Below are 11,514 nucleotides of genomic sequence, written 5' to 3' on the forward strand. Positions count from 1 at the left end.
TCAGGCCTCCGTCAGTGCGAGTGCGTCGAGATCGCTCGGGCTCGCGAGGCGGCCGAGCACGGCGGTCGCAGCGGCGACCTGGGGCGAGACGAGGTGCGTGCGACCGCCCTTGCCCTGGCGTCCCTCGAAGTTGCGGTTGCTCGTCGAGGCGCACCGCTCCCCCGGGGCGAGCTGGTCGGGGTTCATCCCGAGGCACATCGAACATCCGGCGAAACGCCACTCGGCACCGAAGTCGGTGAAGACCTTGTCGAGCCCCTCCGCCTCGGCCTCCAGCCGGACGCGCGCCGAGCCGGGCACGACCATGACGCGGACCCCGTCCGCCTTGGTCCGGCCTCGGACGATCGACGCGAACTGGCGGAGATCCTCGATGCGGCTGTTCGTGCACGAGCCCATGAAGACGGCATCCACCGGCACGTCCTTCAGCGGGGTCCCGGGGGTCAGGTCCATGTACTCGAGGGCGCGCTCCGCGGCGGCGCGCTCGTTCGGATCGGTCATCTCGGCCGGATCGGGGACCACACCGCTCAGGGTCACGCCCTGACCCGGGTTGGTGCCCCAGGTGACGAACGGCTCGAGCTCGTCGGCGTCGAGGAAGACCTCCGCGTCGTACACGGCTCCCTCGTCGGACGGCAGGGTCCGCCAGTAGGCGACCGCCTCGTCCCAGTCCGCGCCCTGCGGTGCGTGCGGCTTGTCCTTGACGTAGGCGAACGTCGTCTCGTCGGGCGCGATCATCCCCGCGCGGGCGCCGGCCTCGATGGACATATTGCACATCGTCATCCGGCCCTCCATCGAGAGCGAACGGATGGCGGAGCCGCGGAACTCGAGGACATACCCCTGCCCGCCGTTGGCCCCGATCTTGGCGATGATCGCCAGGATGATGTCCTTCGCGCTGACCCCCGGCTTGAGGGTGCCCTCGACGGTGATGGCCATCGTCTTGAAGGGCTTCAGCGGCAGGGTCTGGGTCGCCAGGACGTGCTCGACCTCGCTCGTCCCGATGCCGAACGCCATGGCGCCGAACGCACCGTGCGTCGAGGTGTGCGAGTCGCCGCACACGACGGTGATGCCCGGCATCGTCAGTCCCAGCTGCGGGCCGACGACGTGGACGATCCCCTGCTCCTTGTCGCCCAAGGAGTGCAGCCGCACCCCGAACTCCTCGGCGTTGCGGCGCAGGGTCTCGATCTGGGTGCGGCTCGTGAGATCGGCGATCGGCTTGTCGATCTCGAGCGTCGGGGTGTTGTGGTCCTCGGTCGCGATCGTGAGGTCGAGGCGGCGCACCGGGCGACCTTCGGCGCGGAGACCGTCGAAGGCCTGCGGGCTGGTCACCTCGTGGACGAGGTGGAGGTCGATGTAGATGAGGTCGGGACTGCCGTCCTCACCCTTCACGACGAGGTGGTCGTCCCACACCTTCTCGGCGAGGGTCCGCGGACGGTCGGGAATCGTGCTCATGGTGTCTCCTGATGTCGGATGGCGCCCGCGACAGCCTCCGCGACGAGAGAGGGCTCAGAGCGAGGTCTCGTCGCGGCCGATAAGGAGTCGAGCGGTCCGCACCGCGCCAGACTACCACCGGCCCGGACGGGGCGAGACGAGCCGGCGGCGTAACACCGCGTCTCACGATCGGGGCTCGCGCGCCGCCCCGTGGCACGCTGTGTGCCCTGAGGGACGGGAGACGACGATGACGGAGCGGACCACCGGAGGGTTCACGACGCGACAGGTCCACGTGGGGACGGATGCCGCGCCGGCGACCCCGCGCGCCCTGCCGATCCACCTCACGGCAGGCTTCACCTTCGACTCGTTCGACGACGCCGCCGCCCACTTCGGTGCCGGCGACGGGTACGGGTACACCCGCACCGGCAACCCCACCGTCGACGCCGTCGAGCGCAAGCTCGCGTCGCTCGAGGGCGGTGCCGAGGCGGTCCTCCTCGCGTCGGGACAGGCCGCCCTCGCCGTCGCGTTGCTCGGGCTCGTCAGCGCCGGATCGCACATCGTCAGCTCGACGCACATCTACGAGGGCACCCGCGGCCTGCTCGTCGACAACCTGGCCCGACTGGGGATCGAGACGACCTTCGTCGACGACATCCACGACCCGGATGCCTGGCGCCGCGCGATCCGCCCGGAGACGCGCGTGCTCCTCGGCGAGTCGATCGCCAACGCCCGCAACGACGTCCTGGACATCGCGGCGGTCGCCGCGATCGGCGACGCCGCCGGCATCCCCCTCATCGTCGACAACACGTTCGCGACGCCGTATCTGCTGCGTCCCCTCGAACACGGCGCCGCGATCGTCGTCCACTCGGCGAGCAAGTTCCTCGCCGGGCAGGGCGCCGTGCTCGGCGGCGTGATCGTCGACGACGGACGGTTCGACGCATCCCGTTCCGGCCGCCTCTTCCCGCACCTCGTCGACAGCGGCGCGGGCACGCCGAGCGTCTGGGAGCGGCACGGCGGGCGCGCGCGCATCGCCCACCTGCGGGAGAGCGTCGCACCGCGGTACGGGCCGACGCCCTCCCCCTTGACCGCATTCCTCATCGGTCAGGGCATCGAGACGCTCAGCCTCCGCGTGCAGCGCCAATCGGAGAACGCGCTCGCCGTCGCCGGGTGGCTGGCCGACCGCCCCGAGGTGGCGTCGGTCGACTACGCCGGGCTCGCCTCGCACCCCACCCACGACCTCGCGCGGACCTCCCTCCGCGGCGGGTACGGCTCGGTCTTCACCGTCACGCTCCGCGGCGGGCTGCCGGCTGCGCGGGCGTTCGTCGAAGCGGTCTCGGTGATCACCCACATGACGCACCTCGGCGACGTCCGCTCGCTCGTGCTGCATCCGGCGACGACCAGCCACGCCCGGCGCTCCCCCGCCGAGCGCGCGGCCCTGGGCGTCCACCCCGGCACGCTGCGGCTGTCCATCGGCATCGAGGACCTCGACGACCTGCTGGCCGATCTGGACCAAGCGCTCGCGGCGACGGCATCCGCCGTCCGGGACGATGCGGCGGTGCTCGCATGAGCCGCCCGCAGCACTTCGGGTGGTTCCTCGCGCGCGGCTTCGGCCCGCACGGATGGGGCCACCCGTACCTCGACTGGGGGTACGACTGGACCTCCCCCGCGCTGTACCAGGACGCCGTCCGGACCCTCGAGCAGGCGGGGTTCGATCTGCTCATCATCGAGGACGCGCCGTCGCTGGGTTCGGCCGAGACGATCGACCTGCGGGTGCGCCAGGCCTTCGGCGGTCCGAAGCTCGACCCCCTGCTGCTGGCTCCCTACCTGTTCGCGGCGACCGAACGCATCGGAATCGTGCCCACGGTGAACCCCGCCGCAACCCTCCCGTACACGGCGGCCCGGCAGTTCGCGACGCTGCAGCACCTCAGCGGCCACCGGCTCGGACTCAACGTCGTCACCGACACCGGCAGCGCCCGCCACTTCTCGACCTCTTCGCAGCTCGGTCACGACGCCGCGTACGACCGCGCCGAGGAGTGGATGTCGGCGATACGGGCGCTCTGGCGGAGCTGGCCCGACGGAGCGCTCATCGCCGATCCCGCCGCCGGTCGGTACGCGGACGGGACTCGGCTCGAACCCACGATCCACCGCGGTGAGTACTACGCGTTCGACGGCCCCCTCAACGCGATCCCCTTCACCGACGGGGAACCCGTCATCGTGTCTCCGGGCGGCTCACCGCGGGGCCTCGGCTTCGCCGGGGCGAACTCCGACGTGCAGCTCGCTCTCGCGCCGATGACCGAGGACTCCGTCCGCGGCTACCGCAGCCGCATCCACGACGCCGCGGTCGCGGCGGGTCGGCTAGCCGAGGACATCACGATCCTCTTCGCCATCCAGCCGGTCGTGGTCTCCTCCGCCGAGGAGGCGGACCGAATCGTCGCCGCCTCGCTCGAACCGGACGATGCGACGCTCCGACGGATCGCGGAACGGCAGTCGAGCGACCTCGAGACGGACCTGACGGCCCTGGACCTCGACCGGCCGCTGGATCGGGGGATCTTCGGGGATCACGTCTCGCACGGCAGCATCCGCCGACTCGTGGGCGACCACGACGACGACGCACCCCTGCGACGGATCCTCGCGGCGCACGCACGCCTCGGCCGTCTGAGCGACGGCTCCGGCTGGGTCGGGAACGCCGACGAGCTCGCCGACCGCATCGAGGAGTACGGCGCGTGGGGCAACGACGGCGTGCTGCTCTGGGGCGACCTGCACCCCGTGACCGTGCACCGCACGCTCGACGAGCTCGTCCCGATCCTGCGACGCCGCGGCATCCTGCGCCGGGAGTACGAACCGACCCTCCGGGCGAACCTGCGACCGTTCTGAGGCGCCCCTCAGTCCTCCCGCGACGGGCGGGGGTCGACGGTCGAAGGCGTGCCCTGCTCGGCGGCGACGTCCTCGGCGTGGCCGACGGGCGTCGGTCCCGTCGCCGGAAGGGGCTCGCGCAGCCCCTCCCGACGCGCGGCGACGAGACTGGCGACGGTCGCGACGACCATCGAGGCCACGATCACCCCGAGCGACACCCAGGTGGAGATCTCGGGCGCCCACTCGATGTGCTCGCCGCCGTTGATGAACGGCAGCTCGTTCTCGTGCATCGCGTGCAGGACGAGCTTGACGCCGATGAAGGCGAGGATGAACGCGATGCCGAAGTGCAGGTACTTCAGCCGGTCGAGCAGACCGCCGAGCAGGAAGTAGAGCTGCCGCAGGCCCATCAGGGCGAAGATGTTCGCGGTGAAGACGATGAAGGCGCTCTGCGTGATGCCGAAGATCGCGGGGATCGAGTCGATCGCGAAGAGCAGGTCGGTCATGCCGAGGGCGGCGAACACGATGATCATCGGCGTGAAGACCTTCTTGCCGTCGATGACGGTGCGCACCTTCGCGCCGTCGTACTCCTCGCTGATCGACATGCGACGGCGGAGCAGGCGGACGACGAAGCTCTCCTTCTTCTCCTCGTCCTCGTCGTCCTCACTCGAGAAGGCCTGCTTCCAGGCCGTGTAGATGAGGAAGAGCCCGAAGAGGTAGAAGACCCAGCTGAACTGCTCGATGATCGCGGCACCGAGGAGGATGAAGATGCCGCGCAGGATCAGTGCGATGATGATGCCCACCATCAGCACCTTCTGCTGCGCCGCTCGCGGCACGGAGAACTGGCTCATGATGAGGACGAACACGAACAGGTTGTCGATCGACAGGCTGTACTCCGTCAGCCAGCCGGCGACGAACTGACCGGCGTAGTCGACGTCCGTCACGACCAGCATGATCAGCGCGAACACGAGCGCGAGGGCCACGTAGAAGACGACCCAGAGCGTCGACTCCTTCGTCGAGGGGACGTGCGGACGCTTGATGATCAGCAGCAGGTCGGCGACGAGGATGAGAGTCAGCACGACCAGCGAGCCGACCTCGAACCAGAGGGGGAGCTCCATGAGGGCCTTTCATGCGGGGGCGTCCCCCAGAGTACCTTTCGAGGTGTCTGAGACGATCCCCCGTGACGCGACACTCCCCCATCGACAGAACGAACGAGGATGCCATGGCCGACCCGCTCGCGAGGCGTGACGCGGACCTGGTGGCCGCCGCCGCGGGTGGCGATCAGCAGGCCTTCCGCGAGCTGTACCGCGCCTACGCGCGGCCGGTGTACTGGCTCGCCCATGGCCTCCTCGGGAACACGGCCGATGCGGAGGACGTCATGCAGGAGACCTTCCTGGTCGCGTGGCGGCGACTGCCGACGCTCGATCTCGTCAGCGAATCGCTCCTGCCGTGGCTCGTCACGATCTGCCGGTTCCAGAGCGCGAACCGGATGCGGCGGCAGCGCCGCGACCGGCTGCACACCGCCGGGGCGGTCGAGGAGACGCTCCCGGCTACCGTCGACGTCGAGGATCAGGTGATCGGCGGGGACCTGGCCGAGCGTGTGATGGCCGAGCTCGGGACACTCTCCCCCCTCGACCAGCAGATCTTCCGGTTGTGCGCGACGGAGGGCTACGCGTACGCCGCCGCGGCCGCGGAGCTCGGGATCTCGCACGCGGTCGTCCGCAACCGCCTCTCGCGGGTGCGCACGAAGCTGCGCGCCGTCGTCGGATCGGAGGGATCATGACAGGGCCCGACCTCGAGCTCCCCGAGCTCACACCCGAGCGGCAGGACGACATCGAGGCCGCGCTGTTCGCCGACATCCGCGCCGAGGTCTCGCGCTCGACGGAGCAGTCGCAGCGCCGGCGGCGACGCTCCTGGGGGTTCACGGGCGCCGCGGCCGCAGTCATCGTGGTCGCCGGGTTCGTCGGACCCGCTCTGAGCGGCACGGGGGCGGGCAGCAGCGCGGGCGGATCCGTGGGGCTGTACGACGAGGGTGCCGGCGGCGCCGTCGCACCCGAAGCGAACGGGGACCTCGGGGGCGACGGGGGCGGTGGCGCGGAGGAGAACGGCTCGACCGCCGCCACCGGGCGCGAGGTCGTCGCGACCAGTTCGACCGTCCTCGAAGCAGGAGACCCGGCCGCCGCCGCCAGGGAGATCGGTGACCGCGCCGACGCGGCCGGCGGGTACGTCGAGTCGATGAACGTCTCGGCTGCGCCGTCCGCGGAGTCGTCGGGCGACGTCGCGACCTCCTCTGCGGACGGCACCTGGATCACCGTGCGCGTGCCGGCGGACACGCTGGGCGACTTCCTCGCCGATCTCGACGACGTGGGCGAGGTCCGGTCCTCGGAGATCTCGCGAGAGGACGTCACCGCCCAGTCGACCGACCTCCGCGCACGGATCTCGGCGCTGCAGACCTCCGTCGACCGCCTGGAGTCGCTGATCTCGGATGCCGCCACCACGGCCGACCTGCTGACCGCCGAAGAGGCGCTCTCGCAGCGACAGGCGGAGCTCGACTCGCTGCGGGCGCAGTCCGACGCGCTGGCCGACGACGTCGCCCTCTCGCGCGCCACGATCACCGTCACCGAGCCGGGTGAGGTCGTCGCCGCCGACCCGCAGGGTTTCGGCGACGGTTTCGCGACCGGATGGAATGCGCTCGTCGCGACACTGAACGGAATCGTCCTGGGTCTGGGATTCCTGCTCCCCTGGCTCGTCGTCGCCGGCATCGTCCTCGCCGTCGTCCAGGTGGTGCGCAGGGCACGACGCCGAGCACGGGTGCGGAGTGGATCGCCGGAGGCCTGAGACCCCGCGACGCGCCGAAACGACGACACCCCCGACCTGGTGGTCGGGGGTGTCGTCTGTCTGGTGATCCCAGCGGGATTCGAACCCGCGTTACCGCCGTGAGAGGGGAATCGGCTCCCCCGGAACTGCGTACCGGAGCCCGTTCTGCCCTGTGTTTACAGGGGTTCCGCGTGCGTCGAGTGCGTCGCGGAAAGTCCCGTCGTCAGCGTTCGTTGCCAAAATGTTGCCACGTTTGCGCCCCTCTGGAGGCGGGTAATCCTCGTGCCTCTGTGCAGTTGTCGAGTATGCCGAGTAGCGAACTCATGTTCCCGAGCCAGCCTGTGGGAGGATCTCCACATGCTTGACGGCAGGTACCTCGACCTCGTGAACGGAGCCGAACAGGCGGCGGACCGGGCTGCCCGCACGGCGTGTGCGTGAAGAAGGCCGCACGAGCCGGGGAATACCGGCAGTTGCCGCGGGTCGTCTCGTGGCTCGCATCCAACCCGCCTTTGCACGAGATCCGGGATCGTTTCCCGACAGCATGGTCGCAGGCGTCCGAAGCGGTGGGTCGGGCGAGCGCAGGCGGACCAGGCGCGGTCGAGCAGCTGGTCGGTCGACTCGTCCAGCCGAGCACCAGGCCGACCGACCACCTGTCGTCCGAACCAGACCGTGTCCACCGGCGGGTGCGAGACCACGTCATCCTTCGATTGATCCGGGCAGCAAGCGTCGCGGCCGAAAGCGGTGTCACCGACGGCGGCCGCGTCCGATTCGGCCTTGTCAACGGATGGCTCCTGCAACGGGTGTTCTTCGAACGAGGGCTACGGCGGAAGCCGGTCTCGATCTGGGCGTACAGGGTCGCTTGGCGAGTTGCCTGGCAACGGCGCAGGTTGATGCCGCTCGTACGCTCGAAGGGGATTTACTGCTTCTACTCGCGGCCGTTCATCCGCGCCCTCCGCGGGCTGGCACAGGGACGCGAAGTGGTCGAAATCGCGGCCGGTGACGGAACCCTGTCACGGTTCCTGTCAGCCGAAGGCGTGAGCGCCCGTGCGGCAGACGACCACGGTTGGGACAGCGTAATCGACTACGGCACCGACGTCGAGCGATCCGATGCTCGCGCCGCACTCCGAAAGCACTCGCCCCGTGTCGTCATCTGTTCCTGGCCACCGCCCGGCAACCCGTTCGAGCGGGCAGTATTCGAGACACGATCTGTTGAAACCTACGTCGTGATCACGAGCATCACCGAGACCGGCGCGAGCGACTGGCGCGCGTACGACTCGCAGCGTTCCTTCGACATGCGACACGACAAGCGCCTCAGCGACCTCGTCCTTCCCCGCGGATCCAACCGCGTACTGGTCTTCCAGCGGTGCGCAGGCTGATCGACCTGTTGGTGAAGCGCCATGCGACGAGCGGGAACGGCTCGGTCCCTCAAGCGCCGCCCGCGGCCGGTCTCCGGGGCCGGCCCGCCCGCACAGTGCTGAAGAACGCAGCCCACTTGAGCAGGAGCAGGACGACCGCGAGGCCGAGCATCGGAAAGCGGAACCAATTCGCGTCCGGCACGGCGCGGTGGAACGAGGCCGTGTAATGCAGGAACAGGAAGTATGCGGAGTGAAGGACCGCCAGGTAGAACACCACATTCGCTCCACCGTGCAGCCACTTCCAGGAACGCCCGCCCAGCAGCCGCACGGCACGGTCGGATGAGGTCACGAGCAGCACCAGGAGCCAGAGTACGGCGACGAGGCCGATGAGGTTCGCCAGACCGAACCCAGGCTCGAGCCGGACCTCCCGCCCGAGCTGCGGCACGAACTCGTATCCCAGGAAACGCTGCACGCTCCATTTCGCCCAGCCGTCGATCACGAGAACTGCATGCAGCACGCTTGCCAGACCGGCCCAGATCCCCACTTGACGCCGCCAGTGCAGCATCCCGGCCGCCACCGCGGAGAGCCGCGCGGCAGGCCCCATGGCGAGCGCTGCGAAGAGCAACACCACCGCTGAGTCGCCGACCGCACGCCAGAGCCGCATGTCGGGCGTCCACTCCATGCGGCTCCACCAGAACAGCGCAGTGAGCAGCACGGCGATGATGCCGACCGAGATGTGACGCACCACCGTCGTCCCCGCACCTCCTGCCGTCGCGCTTCCGGCATCGCGGGACACTGGGTTCGCCGTATCGACCCTCGGGCGACCGCTGTTTCGTGTCATGGAAATCCTCCGATCTCGCGGCGAGTCAACCATCACCGTACAGCGCCGCTGCCTCGGAACGGCGACCCCTCGGACGGGCGCAAGCCGCGATCGCCGGGCGGCCAAGCATCATCCGGTGCCCGGAGCTGCATGAGCGGATGTGTCGACCGGCTCACTTCTTGCTTGCCAGCACGGCTCCGACGACCAGCAGGATGCCCGCCGTCGGATAGCCGGCGACGAGGTCCAGCCATCCCGGCGGCTGTCCGGGACCGAATGCCTCGAGGTGTGCGAGCCAGTGCGACACGGCGACCAGCGCGCCGACCACCATCAGCACCTGGCCGGTGCGGAGAAACCTCTGCCTGCGCCGGTATTTCAGCTGCGCCTCGTTCAGTTCGGGCTTCTTGTTCTCCCTGGCCTTGTTGCTGTCGAGGGGCTTGCCGGAGTTGGAGATGCTCTCACTCATTGGAGTTGCCTTTTGTGTCCGTTGCTGCGAGTGCGGTTGCGGCGGGTGGGGTCGCGGACGTGTCCGTCGCGTGGCCCGTTGGCGGAGCCATGGTCTCGGGGCCAACCGCGTTCGTTCCTCCGGCGGAGCCCGGTCCGGCGGCAAGCCGACGCACACGATCGCGTTTGGCCGAGATCAGGATGATCGCGACCCCGACGACGGCGGCCGCCAGGGCCGTGAGGATGTTGATTTTCAGACCGAACAGGACGAACTCGGTCGGGTCCAGCCGGAAGGATTCGAACCACGCCCGGCCGAGCCCGTACCAGATGAGGTATGCGCCGACCGCCCAGCCGCGCCGGAATCGGATGCGCCGCTCGAGCAGGAGGATGAGCGCGAAGCCGAGCAGGTTCCAGAGCAGCTCGTAGAGGAAGAGTGGATGGAACAGCGTGTCGGCCGGCAGGCCCGCAGGGAAGGCCGGCTGATCGGGGTCGATCTGCAGCCCCCACGGCAGTGTCGTCGGAGTTCCGAACAGCTCCTGATTGAAATAGTTGCCCAGCCGGCCGATGGCCTGCGCAAGCAGCATCGCGGGGGCCACCGCATCGGCGAAGTCCACGAAGGAGACGCCGGCCCGTCGGGCGCCGATCCACGCGCCGACCGCCCCGACCATCACGGCTCCGAAGATGGCCAGGCCCCCCTCCCAGACGTACAGGGTCCGCAGCAGATCGGCACCTTCGTAGAAGTAGTCGCCAGGATGGGTGACGACGTGATACGCCCGCCCCCCGACGATCCCGATCGGCACCGCCCAGACCGCAATGTCGAGTGCGGCTCCACCGGGAGCTCCACGCCGCCGCAGTCGGAGGCCTGCGACCGCGACCGCAGCGGCGATGCCGGCGAGGATGAACAGTGCATAGAAGTAGATCCGAAATGGCCCGATCTGGAGAAAGTTGATGTCTGGACTCGGTATTGCGAATGGCAGAAGCACGGTCGCCTGGTTCTTTCCTGGTCTGTTTGCCGTCGACGTCGCGTCGTCGCAGCGCGTGAGCCGACGGAAGTCATCGGCTGAGCGCGTGATCGCTCGCTGGGCCGACGCGGATACTGCGCGTCAGGGGCTGCCCACATGTCGCCGGTCAGTGCCGGGCGCAGAGCAGCGAATGCCGGATCAGGTTCGGCTGATGCAGAGGGTGCTGAGCGGGGAGGTGCCGGAAATGAACTCTTGGAAGCGGTTCGCATTCCAGCCGGCACCCGACCGACGGCGAGCGGCGAGCAAGAGCAGGATCCGCACCGGTGATGGGACTCGCAGAAGCACCGTCAGCACCGCCAGTGCGCAGAACGCCGCCAGCACCGTGACCGTGAGTTCGCATTCCGTGCCGCATTCCTCCGGGAGGACCGGCGGGGTCCCCGATTCAGCCAAGGAGCTGCTGGACAGCATGGACACCGTCTCGGCACCCATCACCGTTGACGCGGGATCGCCTGCGGCATGGGCCACCGCCGGCGTTGTGGGCGGCGCCGCGGACGTCACGACCGCATGCATCGTCAGGAGCCCGATCACTGTGGCGAGAACCGCGAGGACCGTCATGAACGCCCTACGACGCAATTCATGGTGGGCGAACCTGCGCACAGCACCCGTCATCGCACCTCCCGGCGGAGACCACTGTACCCCACGGAACCAGGCTGTCGCGGCAAGCGACACCGAGCCATGAAGGGCGGCGTCATCCCGTTCCGGGGCACCGGCTCGGATGCCCTGCGCTATCTGGAGTCCGACCGTGCGCGGGCGGACGAGTATTACCTGGAGGCGGGGACCGCCCTGGCAG

The 11,514-nt window shown here is 69.3% G+C and carries 11 protein-coding genes; 5 read left to right on the forward strand and 6 right to left on the reverse strand.

What is annotated here, in order from left to right; all coding sequences use genetic code 11:
- Nucleotides 1–1,443, reverse strand: a complete 1,443-nt coding sequence (gene leuC / locus AB0P29_RS00800; RefSeq protein ID WP_359917745.1) for a 3-isopropylmalate dehydratase large subunit — start codon at nt 1,441–1,443, stop codon at nt 1–3.
- Between the two features lie 226 nt (nt 1,444–1,669).
- On the opposite strand from leuC, the gene AB0P29_RS00805 reads away from it, so the two are divergent.
- Both AB0P29_RS00805 and AB0P29_RS00810 read left to right on the forward strand, forming a co-directional pair.
- Nucleotides 1,670–2,986, forward strand: a complete 1,317-nt coding sequence (locus AB0P29_RS00805; RefSeq protein ID WP_363377722.1) for a PLP-dependent transferase — start codon at nt 1,670–1,672, stop codon at nt 2,984–2,986.
- Nucleotides 2,983–4,293, forward strand: coding sequence for an LLM class flavin-dependent oxidoreductase (locus tag AB0P29_RS00810; protein ID WP_363377724.1), 1,311 nt, complete (start codon nt 2,983–2,985; stop codon nt 4,291–4,293). The genes AB0P29_RS00805 and AB0P29_RS00810 overlap by 4 nt, the downstream gene beginning before the upstream one ends.
- A gap of 8 nt (nt 4,294–4,301) precedes the next feature.
- Here AB0P29_RS00810 and AB0P29_RS00815 read toward each other — a convergent pair whose 3' ends face one another.
- Nucleotides 4,302–5,387, reverse strand: a complete 1,086-nt coding sequence (locus AB0P29_RS00815) for a TerC family protein (protein WP_311283833.1) — start codon at nt 5,385–5,387, stop codon at nt 4,302–4,304.
- Nucleotides 5,388–5,491: 104 nt separating this feature from the next.
- Here AB0P29_RS00815 and AB0P29_RS00820 point away from each other — a divergent pair, with 104 nt between their 5' ends.
- From AB0P29_RS00820 to AB0P29_RS00830, 3 genes are all read left to right on the forward strand, one after another.
- On the forward strand, nt 5,492–6,052 hold the full coding sequence (locus AB0P29_RS00820; RefSeq protein WP_064001932.1) for a sigma-70 family RNA polymerase sigma factor: 561 nt from the start codon (nt 5,492–5,494) through the stop codon (nt 6,050–6,052).
- Entirely contained in the window at nt 6,049–7,107 is a 1,059-nt protein-coding gene (locus AB0P29_RS00825; protein ID WP_363377726.1) for a DUF4349 domain-containing protein, read from the forward strand. Before AB0P29_RS00820 ends, AB0P29_RS00825 begins: the two co-directional genes overlap by 4 nt.
- Nucleotides 7,108–7,520: 413 nt before the next feature.
- Nucleotides 7,521–8,462, forward strand: coding sequence for a hypothetical protein (locus tag AB0P29_RS00830; RefSeq protein WP_363377728.1), 942 nt, complete (start codon nt 7,521–7,523; stop codon nt 8,460–8,462).
- A gap of 49 nt (nt 8,463–8,511) precedes the next feature.
- Here the strand turns inward: AB0P29_RS00830 and AB0P29_RS00835 are convergent, their stop codons facing one another.
- The 4 genes from AB0P29_RS00835 to AB0P29_RS00850 all read right to left on the reverse strand — a co-directional run bounded on the left by AB0P29_RS00835 (nt 8,512) and on the right by AB0P29_RS00850 (nt 11,279).
- Entirely contained in the window at nt 8,512–9,282 is a 771-nt protein-coding gene (locus AB0P29_RS00835; protein ID WP_363377730.1) for a ferric reductase-like transmembrane domain-containing protein, read from the reverse strand.
- 151 nt (nt 9,283–9,433) lie between these two features.
- The gene (locus AB0P29_RS00840) at nt 9,434–9,724 is read right to left on the reverse strand and encodes a hypothetical protein (RefSeq protein WP_254632299.1); all 291 of its coding nucleotides are present in this window, start codon (nt 9,722–9,724) and stop codon (nt 9,434–9,436) included.
- Nucleotides 9,717–10,685: a prolipoprotein diacylglyceryl transferase gene (gene lgt, locus AB0P29_RS00845; RefSeq protein ID WP_217532086.1), complete on the reverse strand. Its 969-nt coding sequence runs from the start codon at nt 10,683–10,685 to the stop codon at nt 9,717–9,719. Before lgt ends, AB0P29_RS00840 begins: the two co-directional genes overlap by 8 nt.
- 177 nt (nt 10,686–10,862) lie before the next feature.
- Nucleotides 10,863–11,279, reverse strand: coding sequence for a hypothetical protein (locus tag AB0P29_RS00850; RefSeq protein WP_363377733.1), 417 nt, complete (start codon nt 11,277–11,279; stop codon nt 10,863–10,865).
- Nucleotides 11,280–11,514 lie beyond the last annotated feature (235 nt).

The organism is Microbacterium sp. NPDC080220, assembly GCF_040686395.1.
Taxonomy (GTDB): Bacteria; Actinomycetota; Actinomycetes; order Actinomycetales; family Microbacteriaceae; genus Microbacterium; species Microbacterium gawkjiense.